This is a genomic window from Edaphovirga cremea (assembly GCF_003332275.1).
Taxonomy (GTDB): domain Bacteria; phylum Pseudomonadota; class Gammaproteobacteria; order Enterobacterales; family Enterobacteriaceae; genus Edaphovirga; species Edaphovirga cremea.
In genome coordinates this window covers 150,280-168,431 of record NZ_QOVA01000002.1, presented here as the reverse complement: position 1 = coordinate 168,431, position 18,152 = coordinate 150,280, and the positions used below count along the sequence as shown (strand labels likewise).

General features: G+C 50.8%; 20 protein-coding genes and 4 pseudogenes. 12 read left to right on the top strand and 12 right to left on the bottom strand.

Annotated features, from left to right (window positions below):
• Positions 1-107: 107 nt before the first annotated feature.
• Entirely contained in the window at positions 108-872 is a 765-nt protein-coding gene (locus DRI82_RS03720; RefSeq protein WP_114192155.1) for an HNH endonuclease, read from the bottom strand.
• A gap of 257 nt (positions 873-1,129) precedes the next feature.
• Between DRI82_RS03720 and DRI82_RS03715 the strand changes: the two genes are divergently transcribed.
• Positions 1,130-2,044, top strand: coding sequence for a phosphorothioated DNA-binding restriction endonuclease (locus DRI82_RS03715; protein WP_114192154.1), 915 nt, complete (start codon positions 1,130-1,132; stop codon positions 2,042-2,044).
• A 502-nt stretch (positions 2,045-2,546) separates the two neighbouring features.
• Here the strand turns inward: DRI82_RS03715 and DRI82_RS03710 are convergent.
• Positions 2,547-3,008 carry a hypothetical protein gene (locus tag DRI82_RS03710; RefSeq protein ID WP_114192153.1) on the bottom strand — a complete coding sequence of 154 codons (462 nt, stop codon included), beginning with the start codon at positions 3,006-3,008 and terminating at the stop codon, positions 2,547-2,549.
• A 588-nt stretch (positions 3,009-3,596) separates the two neighbouring features.
• Between DRI82_RS03710 and DRI82_RS03705 the strand changes: the two genes are divergently transcribed.
• From DRI82_RS03705 to DRI82_RS03670, 7 genes are all read left to right on the top strand, one after another.
• Entirely contained in the window at positions 3,597-3,794 is a 198-nt protein-coding gene (locus DRI82_RS03705) for a hypothetical protein (RefSeq protein WP_114192152.1), read from the top strand.
• A gap of 407 nt (positions 3,795-4,201) precedes the next feature.
• The gene (gene nanA, locus DRI82_RS03695; RefSeq protein WP_114192150.1) at positions 4,202-5,110 is read left to right on the top strand and encodes an N-acetylneuraminate lyase; all 909 of its coding nucleotides are present in this window, start codon (positions 4,202-4,204) and stop codon (positions 5,108-5,110) included.
• A 199-nt stretch (positions 5,111-5,309) separates the two neighbouring features.
• The gene (locus DRI82_RS03690; protein ID WP_114192149.1) at positions 5,310-6,797 is read left to right on the top strand and encodes an MFS transporter; all 1,488 of its coding nucleotides are present in this window, start codon (positions 5,310-5,312) and stop codon (positions 6,795-6,797) included.
• A gap of 79 nt (positions 6,798-6,876) precedes the next feature.
• Positions 6,877-7,347, top strand: coding sequence for a NanQ anomerase/TabA/YiaL family protein (locus tag DRI82_RS03685; protein ID WP_114192148.1), 471 nt, complete (start codon positions 6,877-6,879; stop codon positions 7,345-7,347).
• Between the two features lie 126 nt (positions 7,348-7,473).
• Positions 7,474-8,229, top strand: coding sequence for a transcriptional regulator NanR (locus tag DRI82_RS03680; RefSeq protein WP_114192147.1), 756 nt, complete (start codon positions 7,474-7,476; stop codon positions 8,227-8,229).
• 339 nt (positions 8,230-8,568) lie between these two features.
• The gene (locus tag DRI82_RS03675) at positions 8,569-8,865 is read left to right on the top strand and encodes a hypothetical protein (protein WP_157968003.1); all 297 of its coding nucleotides are present in this window, start codon (positions 8,569-8,571) and stop codon (positions 8,863-8,865) included.
• 24 nt (positions 8,866-8,889) lie between these two features.
• Entirely contained in the window at positions 8,890-9,150 is a 261-nt protein-coding gene (locus DRI82_RS03670; RefSeq protein ID WP_114192145.1) for a helix-turn-helix transcriptional regulator, read from the top strand.
• 21 nt (positions 9,151-9,171) lie between these two features.
• Here the strand turns inward: DRI82_RS03670 and DRI82_RS24240 are convergent, their stop codons facing one another.
• Positions 9,172-9,663 (bottom strand): LysR substrate-binding domain-containing protein, encoded by a 492-nt coding sequence (locus tag DRI82_RS24240; protein WP_245956766.1) that lies wholly within the window; start codon positions 9,661-9,663, stop codon positions 9,172-9,174.
• Positions 9,664-10,095, bottom strand: coding sequence for a LysR family transcriptional regulator (locus tag DRI82_RS24235; RefSeq protein ID WP_245956765.1), 432 nt, complete (start codon positions 10,093-10,095; stop codon positions 9,664-9,666).
• Between the two features lie 199 nt (positions 10,096-10,294).
• On the opposite strand from DRI82_RS24235, the pseudogene DRI82_RS03660 reads away from it, so the two are divergent.
• A pseudogene (locus DRI82_RS03660) lies at positions 10,295-10,459 on the top strand (SymE family type I addiction module toxin); the annotation flags it as partial.
• A gap of 41 nt (positions 10,460-10,500) precedes the next feature.
• Here the strand turns inward: DRI82_RS03660 and DRI82_RS03655 are convergent.
• Together DRI82_RS03655 and DRI82_RS03650 are read right to left on the bottom strand one after the other, a co-directional pair.
• On the bottom strand, positions 10,501-10,827 hold the full coding sequence (locus tag DRI82_RS03655; RefSeq protein ID WP_114192143.1) for a type II toxin-antitoxin system RelE/ParE family toxin: 327 nt from the start codon (positions 10,825-10,827) through the stop codon (positions 10,501-10,503).
• Positions 10,824-11,060 (bottom strand): damage-inducible protein J, encoded by a 237-nt coding sequence (locus DRI82_RS03650; RefSeq protein ID WP_425452619.1) that lies wholly within the window; start codon positions 11,058-11,060, stop codon positions 10,824-10,826. The genes DRI82_RS03655 and DRI82_RS03650 overlap by 4 nt, the downstream gene beginning before the upstream one ends.
• Between DRI82_RS03650 and DRI82_RS24655 the strand changes: the two are divergent.
• Positions 11,017-11,145: pseudogene (locus DRI82_RS24655) on the top strand (hypothetical protein); the annotation flags it as partial. The gene DRI82_RS03650 and the pseudogene DRI82_RS24655 overlap by 44 nt on opposite strands.
• A 246-nt stretch (positions 11,146-11,391) precedes the next feature.
• Here the strand turns inward: DRI82_RS24655 and DRI82_RS03635 are convergent.
• From DRI82_RS03635 to DRI82_RS03620, 5 genes and pseudogenes are all read right to left on the bottom strand, one after another.
• Positions 11,392-11,622 carry a hypothetical protein gene (locus DRI82_RS03635; protein WP_114192140.1) on the bottom strand — a complete coding sequence of 77 codons (231 nt, stop codon included), beginning with the start codon at positions 11,620-11,622 and terminating at the stop codon, positions 11,392-11,394.
• A gap of 338 nt (positions 11,623-11,960) precedes the next feature.
• A pseudogene (locus DRI82_RS24590) lies at positions 11,961-12,053 on the bottom strand (RHS repeat-associated core domain-containing protein); the annotation flags it as partial.
• Positions 12,054-12,512: 459 nt separating this feature from the next.
• Positions 12,513-12,776, bottom strand: a complete 264-nt coding sequence (locus DRI82_RS23745; protein ID WP_157968001.1) for a hypothetical protein — start codon at positions 12,774-12,776, stop codon at positions 12,513-12,515.
• 192 nt (positions 12,777-12,968) lie between these two features.
• Positions 12,969-13,970, bottom strand: a complete 1,002-nt coding sequence (gene xerC / locus DRI82_RS03625; protein ID WP_114192139.1) for a site-specific tyrosine recombinase XerC — start codon at positions 13,968-13,970, stop codon at positions 12,969-12,971.
• Positions 13,971-14,161: 191 nt separating this feature from the next.
• Positions 14,162-16,717, bottom strand: a pseudogene (locus tag DRI82_RS03620) (CHC2 zinc finger domain-containing protein); the annotation flags it as partial.
• 99 nt (positions 16,718-16,816) lie between these two features.
• Here DRI82_RS03620 and DRI82_RS03615 point away from each other — a divergent pair.
• Positions 16,817-17,218: a helix-turn-helix domain-containing protein gene (locus DRI82_RS03615; protein WP_114192137.1), complete on the top strand. Its 402-nt coding sequence runs from the start codon at positions 16,817-16,819 to the stop codon at positions 17,216-17,218.
• 70 nt (positions 17,219-17,288) lie between these two features.
• Positions 17,289-17,513, top strand: a complete 225-nt coding sequence (locus tag DRI82_RS03610) for a SymE family type I addiction module toxin (protein WP_114192136.1) — start codon at positions 17,289-17,291, stop codon at positions 17,511-17,513.
• Between the two features lie 58 nt (positions 17,514-17,571).
• Here the strand turns inward: DRI82_RS03610 and imm45 are convergent, their stop codons facing one another.
• Positions 17,572-17,898, bottom strand: coding sequence for an Imm45 family immunity protein (imm45, locus tag DRI82_RS03605; RefSeq protein WP_114192409.1), 327 nt, complete (start codon positions 17,896-17,898; stop codon positions 17,572-17,574).
• Between the last annotated feature and the right edge of the window lie 254 nt (positions 17,899-18,152).

Below are 18,152 nucleotides of genomic sequence, written 5' to 3'. Positions count from 1 at the left end.
GTACTTACCATGGGAAGATGAAAGCCCACATGTCTGTTTTGAAAGTAGCACTCAAGTTGAGGGGCCGCAAATTGTGGGGGCTGAACTCGACGAATCGCAGGGAATCACTACGCCTTACTCAAAAAAATGTGCTGACGATGGTAAGCGAGTTGCTGCGCGTCTGGTGGGTAACTGATCGGTAGGCGCAGTTTCCGGCCCTCGTATTGGGTGAAATTTACGTCGCTTATCGAACTCTTTAACTTCTTGATCTGTGGTGAGAGCACCAATTCAAGATGTTCATTGAAGGTGATTAATCCGCGATCAAAGGCTTTATCGTGGAGACTGGAAAGACAGAGTCCATTGCTCGGGTTAAGTCGATGTTCAGCGGCATGACTCCAAGGTCGAATATGACTGGCAATAAGCAACGCGGGTTCTTCTAACTCAGTCAGGCAGCAGCGATACTCATACGCGCCGAGCACGTTCTTACGAAATAACTGTTGGTCGACCCGTGCCTTGACGATAGTGGTTCTTTCTCTTCCGCTATAATCTGGAGCAGTGATGTCCTGCAATGCGGTGACGGGCTTTTCCAACTGTTCCATCGCCAATTGGCATTGCCGATCAAACTCCTCGGTATTCTGATTCATCTCCGCCCACAGTGCACGATCGGCGTTTGATACACTTTTAAGTCCACGCCGACCTGACTCGGTAATGAAAGGATCGAGACTGGCGAAGTTAACCAGCTTCATGGCTAATGCCGAGGGAGTACGGCCAATGAGTCCGGCATAGTGAATGATATCGGGATTTTTGGAGTGCAGCCTACCAAAGGGGATTTGGCTATAAAGGGTAAAGGCGACCAGCAGTTGTTCACGAGTCCAGTGGTTTACAGTGGCCATGCGTGCGATATCCCTAGTTAATACAACGCGTAATCTGTTCCATTAACTATGCCAGGCACGCTGACTGCTGTGAATCGATATGTTGTGATCTAGAGATCAAACCCATGATTATATTCCGAACAGAGATCTTATTTTTAAGCGCTCAGAAAGTCGGTACATGAAAGAACGGGCCTTTTCTGCGAGGTAATGCGCATCTTGAATCTGGCTACTATTGCGAGCATTATCGCAACAACTTACCTGTTAGCCGGGACGCTTACATGATCACCAGCAAGACGCTGCAAACTGCAATTTCCAACCTTACTGTCTGGCGAAAAGGTGATCAGCGAGCGCCGCATAAACCATTGCTGTTACTGTATGTTTTGTCTGAGTATCAAAAGGGACATGAGCGACTATTTAACTACGGGGAAGAGATCCATCAACCTCTGCTGGAATTACTCAATAATTTTGGTCCGCAGCGACGCGATCATTACCCGTCCATGCCGTTCTGGCGATTACGCGGAGACGGGTTTTGGGAGTTGCAGAACACGGAGCGTTGTACACCACAAAAAGGAAGTAAAGAACCACCGAAGCGTGAACTGATTGAAAACGATGTGGCGGGTGGTTTTGATCAGGAGAGCTATCTGCTTTTACTGAAGAAACCTGACTTAATCAATAAGTTGGCACAACAAATTCTAAGTGAGCACTTCCCTGAAAGCATTCAAGAACTGATCGCTAACCGGTTGGATTTTTCATTACAAGATGTCCGTAAAGCACGCGATCCTCATTTCCGCCAAACCATACTTCGCGCCTATAACTACCAGTGCGCAGTATGCGGCTACAACCTGCGGCACGACAGCACTCCAGTCGGACTCGAAGCGGCTCATATCAAGTGGAAGCAATATGGCGGCCCATGCACCGTGACCAATGGACTCGCGCTGTGCTCATTGCACCATTCTGCCTTCGATATGGGTGCGATTGGCATTGATGACAGCATGAAACTGCTGGTCTCAGAGGGCGTCAATGGCAGCCAAATGGTTGAACGTCTGTTCTGGGATTTCGCTGGCGAACAACTCTTACTGCCAAAACAGAAAGAGCATTACCCGTTGGAGCAATTTATTGAGTGGCATCGGGGGGAGGTTTTTAGGGGAAAGGTTTGTGATATTGATTTCTCGGGGAAAATAAGTTCGAGTTGATAAATGAATACCGATTAATTATAGAGAAGGTGTAAAACTTTAGTCCCCTAGATATCTTTTTCTTGTAACCTACTCCCAAATGCAATGGATGCTGCTGAACCGCATAGTTAAGTATTTCTTGCAGTTTGCTGCGTTGCGCAGGTGTCGATTATTAATCAAGTATATTCATCACATCACCTATTCCACGTGTTCAAGCTTTGAATGCTATGCGTGCAAAACGGGTTCATTGATCAATTTGTCGATAATCTATTGTGCCTTGTCAGATGATAAAGATACTTAAAGCGATCATGGTGGACAACTCAGTGTACAAAGTGATTTATCTTTCAGCTTTACTAGAATCTATAAAGTTAAATATAAAAATACAGAATTTTCGACTGACGAATAAATGTTTTATTATCTAATTCGGCGACCGAATGATCGGTCACCGTTACAAGAGCAGCGATTAGTAAAACAACAAACAAATAGCACCACAATACATCTCTATTAATTAGACTAGCATGCTTCAGCGCTTCAACTCCAACCTTATCTTTTCCGCTTGTGCAAAGTAGAATTTGATGAAGTATATAGTCACATAGACAACAAAGAAAAGTATTGCTATTGATTTTATACTACCATTTCCATGAATAAAAACAGCTGAGAATAGAACTAGAATAATTATAAATAACAGGACATGCCAGTACAAAAACAACATGACCAAAAAGTCGATAATTCTTTTAGCTTTTGGATACTTTTGTGGTAATTCGGTCTGCTTCATAAAGTACAAATCTGCTTTCTTAATCCATTCGAGTATTTGCAAAAATCCTATATATATTGCTATTATTAATTCTTTACTACTCTTAAATGTCAGCATCTTGGCTACAAGTGAAAAAGCAGCTACACTTAATAAAGTTTGTATTATTAAAAGTTGTATATCCGCTGGAAAGTAATGCATTAAATCAATCAACTCATTTAACTCACCCATCATTTATAATCCCTTATAAGATAGTAATTTTATAATTTTGGCATACAATAACTCACTAATATACTAATAATTGGTAATTATGCAATATAATAAACAACCAATTTTTTCTGAATAGCACAATGTGCTTTTAAAAAGATTTAATTAGACTCAAGAGATATCGCCCATGAAGATTTTATCGTAAATATCCTATATGAATTTAGATTGAGATCAGAAGATGATATAACAATTTTTACTTTTCAAATAACTGACCTATTACATAATACCTCATTCATCCCATTAATCCATAAACGACAAAAATAAATCTCGCAACTTTCATGCAATTACACCACTCCTACGCCCTCGATCGCATCTCACGCCGAAATATGATTCATCTCCTTTGCTGTTAAAACAACCTGTTATATAGTCCAGCCACTACGCGAAATTGTAGTCGGAATTAGCGTTCTGAAAACCTTCTTGGTACCTAAATGTTGATATTTTTTTGATACGTTTCGACTTCCTGGAGGCCCAAAATGCCAATTCTCTCTACCATCCCAACGCTCCCTTCTTTAACGACCCTCCCCAACTCCGCCACCAGCAATGCGGAGGTGCGCCATGTATGACAACACGCCGCTGTCACTTGGGGAAATCACCGATCATTGCCGTGCATTGGTTTTTGCCATTCTCGAAGTGGAAGACCACACCGCAAAAGAACTGCTGACGTATGTTCTATGGGAACGAATCGACCTGCTTTATAGAACGCTGGATATGCCCGTTGAGGTGGAGGAAAGTGTTCGCGGCTTGCTTCGCTGAATGACGAATGTTCTGACACCTCATAAACGGGGTGTCTTGATTCTCCTGCTCATCGCGCTCGACTTCCGCATGAAAAACAACCGCAACTTGCTGATAACTCTAACCAATCATTACAAAACCGAAATCTCCAAACAGTTCTCGATAATGATATCAACGCGTTTTTCCCTTCTATCCTTTCATCGACAAATCAGGTAATTACACGCTCGTCAGCAAATAATAACCCATCTCCCCGCACTGGCTCTTACCACCACTCACGCATCTTTCGTGAAAAGTGGCCGTTTCACGAAAGGATCATGAAATCGATCACAATTTCGACATCTGGTGCTCAATCTTCATTCTTCGCATATTGGTATACTAGGTACATAGGTATATAGTCAGCCTAACTCCACTACCGTATCGAGGTTGTTATGTCCGTTAAACTTTCCGGCGTGTTACCCGCCCTGCTTACCCCTTTTGACGATCAGCAACGGCTGGACATCGAGAGCCTGCGCCGTCTGGTGCGTTTCAATATTCAACAGGGAGTCGATGGCCTGTATATCGGCGGCTCTACCGGCGAAGCCTTTATCCAGTCCACCGCCGAGCGTCAGCAGGTGTTGGAAATTGTGGCGGAAGAGGCGGCAGGGAAAGTCGCACTGATCGCCCATGTAGGCAGTATCAGCACCGCCGAGAGCCAAACTCTGGCATCCAGTGCCGCAGATTATGGTTACGACGCCGTCTCCGCTGTCACGCCGTTCTACTATCCGTTCGGCTTCGCTGAGCACTGCGATCACTACCGCGCCATCATTGACGCTGCGCAGGGTAAACCGATGGTGGTCTACAACATTCCGGCGCTGAGCGGCGTGAAGTTGACGCTCGATCAGATCTCCACCCTGCTCAATCTACCCAACGTGGTCGCGCTGAAGCAAACCTCGGATAACCTGTATCAGATGGAACAAATCCGTCGCGCCCATCCCGATAAGCTGATCTATAACGGCTACGATGAAATCTTCCTGTCTGGTCAGATGGCTGGAGCCAACGGCGGTATCGGCAGTACCTACAACATCATGGCCTGGCGTTATCTGCAGATCATGCAAGCGATTGAGCAGCAAGATATTGCGCGTGCTCAGCAGCTACAGAGTGAATGTAATAAAGTCATCGACCTGCTGATTCAGGCCGGAGTATTCCGTGGGCTTAAAATGGTTTTGCACTTTATGGGCATTATCGCTAATCCACTGTGTCGCAAGCCTTTCTCACCCGTCAGCCCGGAATATATCCCGGCACTGCGTGCGCTGGCTGACACTCTCAGCGAGGAAATGACCAACCAGAATAAATCCTAATCGCCATTGCCAGACGGGTGCGCCCGTCTGGCGGACATCACCTCAAGCATCCGGTTAACCATAGAAAATAATTAATTTAATACATCGCGATTATTCGGATGCGTAAAAAAACTGACTTTTATTTCGTTATCTCTATCTACTGACCTATATAAGATAAATACACCACTGCGGTCGCTATTTATCCGGAGATGATACCTTTATGAACAGTATTGATCTGTCCCTACCCTGGTATCGGCAGCTATCGCGTCCACAGTGGAGAGCTTTTCTCGCTGCATGGATCGGCTACCTGCTCGATGGCTTTGATTTTGTTCTGATTGCGCTGGTGCTCACCGAAGTGCAGCAGGAGTTTGGCCTCACGACCATTCAGGCTGCCAGCCTGATCAGTGCCGCCTTTATCTCCCGCTGGTTTGGCGGTCTGGTGCTTGGTGCGATGGGTGACCGCTACGGCAGACGCCTGGCGATGATCACCAGTATCGTGCTGTTCTCTGTCGGTACGCTGGCCTGCGGTCTGGCGCCCGGCTATACCACCATGTTCCTCGCCCGTATCATTATCGGGATGGGAATGGCGGGTGAATATGGTTCCAGCTCCACCTATGTTATCGAAAGCTGGCCGCGCCATATGCGCAACAAAGCCAGCGGCTTCCTGATCTCCGGCTTCTCCATCGGTGCCGTGCTGGCGGCGCAGGTCTATAGTCTGGTCGTTCCGGAATGGGGCTGGCGCTCACTGTTCTACATCGGCATTCTGCCTATCGCTTTTGCACTCTGGTTGCGTAAAAACATTCCAGAAGCAGAAGACTGGGAGAAAAAACACGGTGAGGAAGCCCCAAAACTGACCATGGTCGACATTCTGTATAAAGGCAAACATCGCCTGGTCAATATCGCCTGCACCTGTATCGCCGCCGCGGCACTGTATCTGTGCTTTACCGGTCAGGCTGGTTCAGCGCTGAACGTAACGCTACTGGGATTAACCTGCGCCGCGATCTTTGTCAGTTTTATGGTGCAGAGCAGCGGCAAACGCTGGCCAACAGGCGTCATGCTGATGATCGTCGTGCTGTGCGCCTTTCTTTACTCATGGCCGATTCAGGCGCTGCTGCCTACCTATCTGAAAACAGAGCTGGCGTATACGCCAGACATGGTTGCCAAATTGCTGTTTTTCAGTGGATTTGGTGCAGCGGTGGGTTGCTGCGTAGCGGGGTTCACCGGTGACTGGCTCGGCACGCGTAAGGCTTATGTCTGTAGCCTGTTACTCTCTCAGTTGCTGATTATTCCAGTATTCGCCATTGGCGGCGGCAATATGTGGCTGCTGGGTGGGTTGTTGTTCCTGCAACAGATGTTGGGTCAGGGTATCTCCGGGCTCTTACCAAAACTGATCGGTGGCTATTTCGATACCGACCAGCGTGCGGCAGGACTGGGTTTCACCTATAACGTTGGTGCTCTGGGTGGTGCCCTGGCGCCAATCCTCGGAGCCGCCATTGCCCAACGTCTGGATCTGGGAACCGCGCTGGGATCGCTCTCCTTCAGTCTGACCTTTGTCGTGATCCTGCTGATCGGTCTGGATATGCCTTCACGGGTACAACGCTGGATTCGCCCTGAAGCCCTGCGCATGGTTGATGCTATTGACGGCAAACCGTTCAGCGGCGCAAAAGGTCACCAGCCGCACTCTGAGAACACCACTTCAGCGCACTAATTAGTCTGCATAACAAGGCGGTGCCACGCACCGCCGTACTCTCTACTTTTCACTTCAATCTTTCATTTCAAGGAACATTATGATCGTTGACACTTTGCAGCAGGCTGCCCGCTCGCCTCTATATCATCCGGTGATCCGCGAGACGCTGAGCCATATCTGCACGCTGGATCTGGCGGCATTGCCTGCCGGAGAAACCGCGCTGGATGGGCGTAATATTTACCTCAATCGTATCAGCGCAACTACCCGTGCCTGTAGCGAGCAGTTGGCAGAGCTTCATCGGCGCTATATCGATATTCACTGCTTGATTAGCGGGCACGAGTACATCGGTGCAGCCAGCCATACCGGCAGTCAACAGCCGCTGCAACCCTTTGATGAGGCTAATGATTTCACCCTATTTCAAACGCTGGATGATGAGTCGATGCTATTGCTCAGCCCGGGTACTCTCGCACTATTTTTCCCTGGGGAGCCACACCGACCATTGTGCCATTTGACTCAGGCTGTCGGCGTTGAAAAGGTGGTAGTGAAAATCGATGCCGCACTATTGATCTGATTCAACCCGCACAGGTCACGGATTCCTCAATCAGATCCCGTTGCGATCATGCGGTTGCTTACACAATATGCTATGATCCCGCTACTTTTTTAATGTTTTGATTATGACGCTACAGATCGCAACGCAATGACTACCTCAAATAAATCCGACAAGCTTACCCCCACACAGGCCGTTGCCGTCCTGCGGCGTCCGCTCACGCGGAAAAAGCTCTCTGAGGTCGTCGAAGAAGAGTTGGAATTTATGATCCGCCGCGGTGAATTCGCCGAAGGTGATCAGCTTCCTTCCGAGCGTGAACTGATGGATCTGTTCAACGTCGGCCGTCCGTCGATTCGTGAAGGGTTGGCGGCACTGAAGCGCAAAGGTCTGCTGCAGATCAGTAACGGTGAGCGAGCACGCGTCACCCGCCCTTCAGCCGATACCATTATCAGCGAACTTTCGGGCATGGCGAAAGACTTCCTGCTGCAGCCGAAAGGGATAAATCATTTCGAACAGTTGCGGCAGTTTTTCGAATCCAGCCTGGTCAGATACGCAGCCGAACACGCCAGCGATAAGCAAATCGCCAAACTGGCCAATGCGCTGGAGATCAACAGTAAATCGCTGGAAAATAACGATCTGTTTGTGCGTTCCGACATCGCTTTTCATCGCGTACTTGCCGAGATGCCGGGCAATCCACTGTTTCTCACCATTCATATCGCTTTGCTCGACTGGCTAATTGCCGCACGTGTTAACCGCACCGAGCCGCAGCAAATCCTTGAGCACAACAGCCAAAGCTATCTCCAGCATGTGAAGATCTACGAGGCCATCAAGAGCCGCAACGCTGACTGTGCCGAAGCCGCGCTGAAAGAGCATCTGCGCAGCGTATTTTCCGCCTACTACGTCTGATCGGCAGAATTATCCCGCTAAAAACCTATGGCACAGCAAAATCGCAGTGAGAGAATATAATTCATCACTGTTCCTCTCTATGTAATCTATTTATCTATATGTTTTTATTGTCTTTTATTTCAATCTATAAATTTTAAGCATCACATTGAATAAAAAGTGACTTTTAAAGGTCAATTTTTGTTCTTATAGTGGTTGCACATTAAGTAGCAACTGCACACCAATATAAAAACTCGATTTGTCGAGCGCATAAACTAATGCAATCGGTTGTCATTTTTTACCTTTCATGATTGGCATTATTAGCAACTAGCAGTTTTTTTCTGCTATTTTCACCTGGAATTTATGATGCAGATTTATGTAATGACGGAGAATGTTTTTCTCTTCAAAGGAATAGTAGAGTGTTTTGCCAATAGCAATGAAGTCTCTGTGAGTTTAATCAATTTTGAGCAATTAAAAAATCTGTCAGATAATAATGGCATCTTAAACGATGATGTATTCTTATTATCTCTTATCGAGTTCAGCCATACCCTGGCTTCAATGATGATCCTTAATACTCACAATAGACGAATGCTGTTTATACCTTATGATAAAAAAACCAAGGTGACGGCAAGCTTCTTTCACAAAATAGAGTTAAATTAGCACCTTAGCAAAGAAGAACTGAAAATGGGGATTTCCAATGCAGGCAAAGATAAAAAAGGCAGGAATGCTCTGGGGCGACTGACAAAACAACAGCTAACAATATTAGGCTACCTTTTACAAGGCATCAGTATAAGCGAAATAAGTAAACTACTTAAAATCAGTTACAAAACCGCGTATTTCCATCAGCGGGCAGCATTGGACAAAATCGGCGTGAAGAAAATCGCCCACTTATCTAATGTACCCGTTAATAATATGATCAGATTGAGTGCCAAAGCGTTCCCATAATTTTTTCCTCATGCGACTCGCTTATCTCACTTCACGCGCCATCAATTCAATATAAGCTGCACGAATCTCATTAATAAGCAGTCCGGCTATCGGGGTTAACATTTGCTGCTGGCGGTAGATCAAACTATAACTGCCGTTCGGGATTTTTTCTTTGATGGGGATCTGACGCAAAATATCCTTGAGATGTGGGATCGTCAACATGGCTTGTGGCCCAACAAACAGATAGTCCTCATTTAAAATCAGTTGTTCTGCAACGGTTGTTGAATCACCGAAGAGGACAGAGCATGTAGGATCTTTTCCGTCGGGGAATATCAGTTTTTCCATATCACTGAAGTAACCTGCGCTGGCTCTGGGTAGATACCATTTCGCTCCCCGCAACTGACTGAGTGATGTGCAGTTGATTAATGGATGTTCCTTCCGGGCAATCACGCAAAACCGGGCTACCGCCAGATGTTCTTCAATGAAATCATGCAGCGAAATATCGGGTGAAATAACCCCGACGAAAAAATCCATTCACCCTATACGTAACGACGCTAACAGCTCGGAAAGTTGCCCCTCAACGACGGTAATGCGAGCCGTGGTGTAGCGTTGCTGAAAAGTTTTTATCACAGCAGGAATGACACCAAATGCGGGTAAGTGAGAGCAGCCAAACGTTACTGATCCCTGGGATGCACTTTCAATTTGCTGTAACTCATCGACCGCCCGTTCCAGTTCGTTAAGCACCATATTCATTCTGGGCTCAAATGTTCTGCCCACCTCCGTTAAAACCGCGCCACGCACGCCTCTGATCAGAAGGGACACTCCTAATATTTTCTCTAACTCCTGAATACTCCGCGTCATCGCGGGCTGGGTTTGATGCAACGCCTGCGAGGCTGCTCGTATGCTGCCATATTGTATAATTGCCCGGAGGTTTTTAAGCTGATGAATTTTAGGTAATTCCTTCATAATCCACCTTCTTTTTCTAACTTGTTTTTACTACTAAAAAGTAAAATTTCTTATATAAGAATTGGCTAATTAAGAATGGCGAGCAAAGCGTCATTGCTTGAGAGGATTTTCTTAATTGTAGCAGGTGTTGAATATGGTTTAGGCAAAATCTAAATCAGACGCCGCTGTAAAGAGAGCAGCAAAAACAGAGCGTTATCACACTGTGGGATACGTGCCGCAATGTGGCAGGCCCAACCCCGCCCCGGCCATCACCCTCAAGGGTCGCAGGTTGGAGGAGCTGGGATTTTTAAACCGTCACCCGGTCACGGTAACCGCTGAGTTAAGAGTTTACTCACTTAATACCGTGTCCACTATTGCTGGGTAAGCTCAGGTGGGCAGACTCGTCGAACTTACAGAGAGGAACAGCTAACCTTTTTTCCGGGAGACCACCTGCCCCGTACTGTACTTGCTGGCGATATGGCGGGCTGTGTGAAGCACTCTGAGGATGCGAACCTCTCCGGGTTCATTCACATACACTATGATAAAGGGGAAGCGTGGAACCGTCAGCTTTCTGTTTTTGCGTGATTTTCCTGCTTCTGTTCCCGCTTCAGGGTTGTCTTCCAGCAGTGAAGCCAGCATTTCGAACTTGTCATCTGTCGCGCTGGCAACCAGCAGACCTGCTTCTCTGTACAGATAACGGAAGATACTTTCCCGGTCCACCTGCGCCCGCAGCTCCCACCGGACAACTGTCATAGTTTGCCCTGCGCCGCCTGTGCTTTCAGCGCTTCCATGCGGTGCTTCATTTCATCATTACTGATGAACTCTGACTGCCCCTTATGGTAACGGCTGAACGCCTCGTTAATTTCCTGCTCCAGCCATTCATCGTCTGACTGACACTGTTGCGCCCGTTCTTCTGCGGCCAGTTCTTCTGCACGCTGCCGCATGAGTTCTGTCAGGCTCACCTGCTGCCGCTGTGCGGCCAGCATCGCCAGACGTTTAGTCTCTTCATCGATTCGGAAGTGGATAGTGCTCATGGCTCATTCTCTGTGTTGTCCTTTGTGGTGTCATTATGCAGGACTGAAACCCATTTGTCAGCATGCGGCACTCGTTTCTCCGTTCGCTGCTTCTCCGCCGGATGCGTTTTCTCATGGACTTTTTGCAGATGCCCTATCGCCACCCGCGAAGAGCTGGGATTTTTAACCGGCCACCCGGTCACGGTAACTGTTGAACGCGGACGGCTGGTGATTCAGGCGGAGATTGGGGTGTAGCGGGGAATGGACAGGCCGGAAGGATCGGGGGGATCTTTCCGGCTTGATTTTATTTGATGAGATTTTCTTTCATAAATTCTTTTAACTCTTCCCGAGTTAATTCAAACTCAGGGCCAGCATCAATTCCTCTTAAATAATCAACAACATAAGCTAAACTCTCATCTTCAATTGGATGATCAAGATAAAACTCTAATGCAAATCTGGCAACTTTTGAAGGATCATAATTATCTTGCATAAGATAATTTACTCCATTCAAAAACTCAGTGGTTAACTGGTTCAATTTATTGCCCTTCCTGTTGAAGTTGCTTTACCAGCATCTATATCTGCTTTGGTTGGGGGATAATGTGGAAGATCTAAAATCTCTCCGTTATTCATTTTGGGATGGACACGGTTTACATTACCGGAGTGATCATAAGTCTCCTCCCACGCCCTCACATTGCCAGTTGAAGGATCCCACTCTGTAACGTGCGAACGTCCTCTAGTAGGTCCAACCGTTCGAGCAGGGGACTCCGCATTATAATAGCGAATACGTCCATCCGGTAAAACACGACTTCTTGCCGCTTCATTTTGCGCTTTTTCTAATGCTCTTAGCTTTCGCCTTAATTTTACAGAAGCACCAGGACAACAAGCCAACCCCAACGGGTCGATCCAACCCACCGGATTATGCACATACCCATACGGATTCACGCCCCCCGCAAGCCCTATCGGATCATAGGGTCGATCCCGACACCATCGTACTTTTTAACACGCCACGACCCGCGTCACGCCTGACTTTTTAAAGAACGACTTTCACATATTTAACATCACGTTAGCACGCAGTTCCCGACGCGCACTTTTAACCCGACGCTCAGTATAACGGCGGCGTCAGCCGCCGTTAATCCCTTGTTTTTATTGCACCCCGTTTTGTGACCGCCGTCATTACACCTTCCCTTACTCCGCAACCCGTGGCGTTTCCGCTGCTTGCTGCGGGAACGGCGCGGGTTCGCCGGGCGCGGGCTGGCGAGGCCCGCAAGCGACGGCACGGCGCTCGGCTCCACCGCTGCCAGAACGGGCTTTTGACTTTGCATGACCACGCTGAACCGGGGCGGGTAGCGGAAGCTGACCGGCACGGGAACGAGCAACGCAGTGCGAGCCGTGACAGGCAGACGCAGCCGGGCGGGCATTAGGCCGTTAAGCGGAGGCCGCAGGCCGACCACCCTTTGATGGGTGTGCCGAAGAGAGAGAAGAAGCTGATGTGAGCACGGAGCCGCCAGGGACGGCGGCGACTGCGGCGCTGAGGGGAACTACGAGGCCAGCAGCAGAGCGACGCTGTGCGCAACGCCGCACCAGGATGCCCCGACCGGCGGCAAGCCGCCCACATTTGCTGATGCAGTCGCGCAGCGCCCGGACCACAACGGCGATGCCATAACGTTTGTTACGCGTTGCGGGACGCACCGGCGGCCCGTTTCGCGTAATGCAACGTTATGGTGAATGTCGTTCGGCCAGCAACGGGCTTGCTGAGGACGAAGAGGCTTAACGCTGGCCGGGCGGCATTTACCGCCGGGAACACGGAGGGTGGGGGGCAGTCTGCGGGCACGGACGCCCGCAGTCTGCCTGCTCGGACTCAACCATGCTGAGGTTTTCGAGCTACTTTTTCGTACTCCCCGGCGACTTTTTCCTTTCCGCCGGGTGCGTTTTCTTATGCACCTTCTGAAGATGCCCTATCGCCACACGCGTATACACCTGCGTCGTCTCCAGCTTCTCATGCCCGAGGATCGCCTGGATATGCCGCGTGTCCGCCCCGTTCTCCAGCATCTGCGTCGCCATACTGTGCCGGAAGATATGGCAGGCTCCCGTCTTGTCCAGCCGCGCTTTCCCGCGGATGATGTCCCCGGCAAGCGCCGTTAATGTGCTGCGTTTCAGCCCCGTGCCTTTCTGGCTGATAAACAGGTGGCCACTGTCGAACCGGTACGCCAGCCGTGGCCGCACGTCCTTCAGGTAGCGTTCCAGCCACATCAGCGCCCGCGCGCCGACCGGCACCACCCTGTCCCTGTGGCCTTTCCCCTCCCGGATAACCATCACCCCGCGCCCGGTGTCGAGGTCGCACAGCATCAGGTTCGCCAGTTCCATACGCCGGATACCCGTGCTCCACAGCACTTCGAGGATCGCCCGGTTGCGCAGTCCGCTGACGCTGCGGCTGTCCACCGACTGCAACACGTTCACCGTCTCCGACTCGCTCAGCACCTGCGCAGGAAGCCGCTTCGCTCCCTTCGGCAGCGTAACCTGGTCGCCCGGATTGTAGAGGATCACATGCCGTTTCAGCAGCCAGCGCAGCAACATCCTGATCGCCGACAGCCGCCCGAGCTGTCCGCCCACGACCAGGAGGTTACCGTCTGCCTTGCGGTAGCCGCGCAGATGGCGCTGATAGCTTTCAAGCCACGCCAGACTCACCTGTGTTGCATACATCACGCCGTGCTCCTCGCACCACGTCACGAACGGCATCAGCCGCTCGCGGTAGCCTTTTTCTGTCTGGGCGCTGTAGCCGCTGGCGGTCAGGTGAGCCAGATAAAAGCCGGTATGCTGGCGTAACGTCGTGCCCTGCTGGACGATATAGTGTTCTGTCGACGTAGGCGGATTGGGTTGGGTCATGACGGGGTTCCCTGTGAAGTACGATTAGGATGCGATGTTTGTATGGTCTGCCGCAACAGTGCTTTTTACACTGCCCCGACCGGTTTTTCATGCAAGCCTTGTGTGGCCTGTGCTGTCGGGGTATTCATGCTGTCCGACCGGCCGCCGACCGCACCCCGGCCAGAGGCCGACCGGTTATCCGCAGACCCCTACCGGGCGATATCATAGTGTTCTTCCGGCTCGATTAACCCGCACAGATGCGCACGTTCATCACCGCTTTTCCCGTCGAACAGCAGTTCATACAGGAACGCCAGACCGCGCCGGTGAACCACCAGGTATTCCATTTCGACCAGCCGCGCCAGGTGGATCTTGAGCTGCGTGTCACCCCAGTGCAGCACGTCACGCACCTGCTTGCGGCTGAACAGCATCTCATTACGTGGCTGGCCGCTGTCCGCCACCCATTGCTGTATCAGACCCAGCAGCTTGCGCGTCTGCGGCGGCATCTCGTCCAGCGTCCGCCCGAGGATTTCATGCGCCAGCCGGTTCGCCAGCGCGATATCTTCCCGCGTCACCTCGATGTACTCGACAACCTGCCCGCGGTGCTCTGCCCGCTTCACTTCCCGCTGATACTGGTGCAACAGCGCCACCGACTGGATCAGCGTCAGGTACTTCATGTGGTCGCGCCGGGTGCGGGTTTTGTCGCTCATAAAGGTCAGTTGATGGGCGAACGGATTCACCACGTTCAGCGGACGCAGCAGCCGCTGCGCGTTCTGGTGCAGTTCCGTCAGGTAGCTTTTTTCGTTTGCCATCAGCAGCCCTTCCAGCGTCTGCTTATGCCGCTGGAGCGCGTGGATCGCCTCCGTCTGTTCGCGGGATTCATTCACCGTCAGCACCAGACAGCGGTTCAGCAACTCCTCGTCCACGTCGATCGCCGTGGTGGTCAGCATCAGCATCACCGGGCCTTTCACCGTGTACTGTTTGGTCACCAGATTGCCGGTGGCCTCATCTTTGCCCGTTGACGCGATGGTCAGTTCACCCTCCGACTGCAACAGCTTCAGCGCATACGCCGCCTGCCGCACGCCTTCCTCTTCGGCTATCGCCAGTATCTTGTGCTGGAGATTGGTTTCCCCCAGATAGAACAAGCTCTGCCCGGTCATCGCCGAGTATTGCAGCCGCTCCTCCGGTGGGATCAGGTTCAACACCGCGTCCATCAGCGAGGATTTTCCCGCCGCCGAACTGCTCTGGATAAGCACCGCCAGCGGGCGGTCTAGCTTCCGGCTGACCGCTGCCAGATAACCCGCCACTAAGTTGGTGGACTCGCCCACCACGCCACACGCCGCCAGATCGTCGGTTATGCGGCCAATGAGGTCCGGATCTTTCAGCAGCGCCAGCGCCGCTTCCTGCTGTGATTCATCAAGTTCCGGCACGGCGTTCTCTGGCTCCACAGCCGCCAGTTTCTGCTCCAGCGCCAGCAACACTTTCCCCAGCGAACGGCGCAGATCGCCTTCCGCCTGCGCCAGCCCGCGCACCCACCATTGCTGGCCCGGTGTGCAGATCTGCACATCACCATTTTGCAGCGTTTCAACCACCACGCCGGGTTCGGCAGGAGCTGCTGCTAAAGAAGGGAGGGTTTCCGGCTCCGGCATTTTCTGGTGCTGATGCGCCGCCAGTTCTTCCGGGCTGGCCATTTCCCCCATCGGCACCGCACCGTCGATCAGCAGCCCGAACGCCTGCGCCGGATCGGCCACCTGGCACAGATACCCGTTCGCATCCATTCCAGACGGGAACACCACCCGGAAGCAGGCGACACCGTCAGCGGTCAGGGAAGACGCCAGTTTTACCGCCGCGTCGTTTCCGGTGCTGTCGTTGTCAAAGGCGATTAACACCTGTTTTACGCCATGGCGTTTCAGGCTGTCGCGCATCTCATCCGTGACGCCATTGACGCCATACGCCGCCGTCACCGCGCGGTGACCCGATACCCAGAAGCTCATCGCATCGAGCAGCGACTCACACAGGATCACCGTTTTTGAACTGACCAGTGCCGCCTCGTTCCACACCCCGCCGTGCGGCCCCGGCAGATACAGATGTGCGGGCATCCCGCGCTGGGGCCGGTCGATTTTGCGCCCGTACACCTCGCGGATCTGCCCGTTCAGATCAACAACCGGCACAACCAGCGAGCCGGTAAAATGTTCATGGCCGGACTCGCACATCAGCCCGACTGACTGCAACTGCGCCCCTTCTTTTTTGGATTTGGGCGGCAGCCGGTACGCCAGCGTGCGGTTGGCGAAGCCCAGCCGGAACTGTGCAACCAGTTCAGGGTGGTTGAGATGGCGTTTTTCCAGATAGGCCACCGCTTCCGGCGCATTCAGCAGCGTGTGGTGGTAAAACGCCACCACACGATCCAGCAGCGCCTGACGGCCTGCGTCATCTTCCGCGAACATGTCCGGCTCGTCCTGGATGACCAGCGGCTGAACGGAAGGATTTTCACCCAGCTCACCGCGCAACCGTTCCACCGCCTTGCGCAGACTCAGTTTCTCCGTGTGCATCATCCAGTCGATCACCGAACCGCCCGCGTCACAGCCGAAGCAGTGGTACAGATTTTTATCCGCAGACAGCACGCAGGAGGGGGTTTTCTCGTCATGGAACGGGCACAGCACCACGAAGTCCCTGCCGCGCCTGAACACCTGGTGTCCCTGTTGTTTCACCACCGCGACTAAAGAGACCGCGGCCTTCAGGTGTTGCAGTTCTGCTTCCGGGATGCGCGCCATAAAATGTTCCCTCAAAAACCTGTCAATGGACATATATGTGATATATAACAATCACATTACTTACCCATTACAACACGCAACTAAAAAGGAGGGCATACAATGACAGCCATTGAGTTTCTAATGACAGGTCTTGATATGTCCGCTTTTTCTGAACGTCTGCGTATGCTGCGCGAAGCCCGGGGGCTGACCCAGACACGCCTTGCCGAGATGATTGATGTGCTGCCCAGAGCCTATAACCGTTGGGAGCGTGGTCATATTTCCCCACAGCTGGAGACGCTGGCTAAGCTGGCTGATGTGCTACAGGTTTCACTGGATGAACTGGTTGGCCGGGTAGATACCAGTAAAGAGATAAAGATCCGCAACCCGGAGTTACACGAACTCTGGCAACAGGCCGATACGTTACCGGATGAGGCACAAAGAGCGTTGATTATGGTGATTGACAGCTTTGTGACTAAAGCCAACGTTGAGAAGGCCGTATTCAAGAGCGTTAAACAACGCTGAGATAACGCGGTGACAGTGAGTTACAGCTCACTGTCACCGCTCACCACAGGCAACTAAACAGGAGTTGAACATGGCTAAGGCAGAGTCTAAAGCAGGCACCGCTGTAAAGAAAGCAGCAAAAACAGAGCGTTATTACACCGTGGGATACGTGCCGCAATGTGGCAGACCCAACCCCGCCCCGGCCATCACCCTCAAGGGCCGCTGGCTGGAGGAGCTGGGATTTTTAACCGGCCACCCGGTCACGAGCACCGCTGAACGCGGACGGCTGGTGATTCAGGCGGAGATCGGGGTTTAGTGGATAATTAAAAGTCGGAGTAATCTTGGAGATCGCTCCGGCTTAATTACGGCATTATTTATTTGGCGAAATAAATAGGCTCATCGTAATGCTCAATAATTAAGACATCTTTCACATCACATTCGGGATATATCCATTTAGCCCAATTATCTATAACCCATTGATATTTTATAGACCTGCTATTTGTCGACTCACATTCTTTAGGAAGCCGAACTAATATCAAACCGGCCTTGTGACCAGTAGACACTACTAAACCATGTTCAGAGTCTTCATCCGGCATGCTCACAACAAGCAAATCTACATATTTTTCATAGGGCCATACAGCTGGAAACCTAAAAACACAACCTCTTGAGATTGATTCCAGCTTATAATCAATAAGCTTCATTGTCATTTCACCACCAGGTCATGCCCGCCACTTTTGTCCATGCTGTTAGGTATAGGGTTTTGCCCCATGTCTATTTCCCCCATGTGTTTACCATTCTTTTTGTTTATCTGTTCAAATCGCCCATGTTGGGTATCGACAGAATAGTAACTTTTATCATCCTGATAAATAGTCCTGCCTCTATTTTTGCTCTCTATATTCTTCGCTCGCGTCCAGCCGTTTTTACTAGCTACGCTATCGGCCATTTCTTTAACGAC

Bases quoted from the DNA above. Each gene is read 5' to 3' on its own strand.
- DRI82_RS03720 (WP_114192155.1), bottom strand. From the start codon at position 872: ATGGCCACTGTAAACCACTGGACTCGTGAACAACTGCTGGTCGCCTTT.
- DRI82_RS03715 (WP_114192154.1), top strand. From the start codon at position 1,130: ATGATCACCAGCAAGACGCTGCAAACTGCAATTTCCAACCTTACTGTC.
- DRI82_RS03710 (WP_114192153.1), bottom strand. From the start codon at position 3,008: ATGATGGGTGAGTTAAATGAGTTGATTGATTTAATGCATTACTTTCCA.
- DRI82_RS03705 (WP_114192152.1), top strand. From the start codon at position 3,597: ATGTATGACAACACGCCGCTGTCACTTGGGGAAATCACCGATCATTGC.
- nanA (WP_114192150.1), top strand. From the start codon at position 4,202: ATGTCCGTTAAACTTTCCGGCGTGTTACCCGCCCTGCTTACCCCTTTT.
- DRI82_RS03690 (WP_114192149.1), top strand. From the start codon at position 5,310: ATGAACAGTATTGATCTGTCCCTACCCTGGTATCGGCAGCTATCGCGT.
- DRI82_RS03685 (WP_114192148.1), top strand. From the start codon at position 6,877: ATGATCGTTGACACTTTGCAGCAGGCTGCCCGCTCGCCTCTATATCAT.
- DRI82_RS03680 (WP_114192147.1), top strand. From the start codon at position 7,474: ATGACTACCTCAAATAAATCCGACAAGCTTACCCCCACACAGGCCGTT.
- DRI82_RS03675 (WP_157968003.1), top strand. From the start codon at position 8,569: ATGATGCAGATTTATGTAATGACGGAGAATGTTTTTCTCTTCAAAGGA.
- DRI82_RS03670 (WP_114192145.1), top strand. From the start codon at position 8,890: ATGGGGATTTCCAATGCAGGCAAAGATAAAAAAGGCAGGAATGCTCTG.
- DRI82_RS24240 (WP_245956766.1), bottom strand. From the start codon at position 9,663: ATGGATTTTTTCGTCGGGGTTATTTCACCCGATATTTCGCTGCATGAT.
- DRI82_RS24235 (WP_245956765.1), bottom strand. From the start codon at position 10,095: ATGAAGGAATTACCTAAAATTCATCAGCTTAAAAACCTCCGGGCAATT.
- DRI82_RS03655 (WP_114192143.1), bottom strand. From the start codon at position 10,827: ATGACAGTTGTCCGGTGGGAGCTGCGGGCGCAGGTGGACCGGGAAAGT.
- DRI82_RS03650 (WP_425452619.1), bottom strand. From the start codon at position 11,060: ATGCTGGCCGCACAGCGGCAGCAGGTGAGCCTGACAGAACTCATGCGG.
- xerC (WP_114192139.1), bottom strand. From the start codon at position 13,970: ATGACCCAACCCAATCCGCCTACGTCGACAGAACACTATATCGTCCAG.
- DRI82_RS03615 (WP_114192137.1), top strand. From the start codon at position 16,817: ATGACAGCCATTGAGTTTCTAATGACAGGTCTTGATATGTCCGCTTTT.
- DRI82_RS03610 (WP_114192136.1), top strand. From the start codon at position 17,289: ATGGCTAAGGCAGAGTCTAAAGCAGGCACCGCTGTAAAGAAAGCAGCA.
- imm45 (WP_114192409.1), bottom strand. From the start codon at position 17,898: ATGAAGCTTATTGATTATAAGCTGGAATCAATCTCAAGAGGTTGTGTT.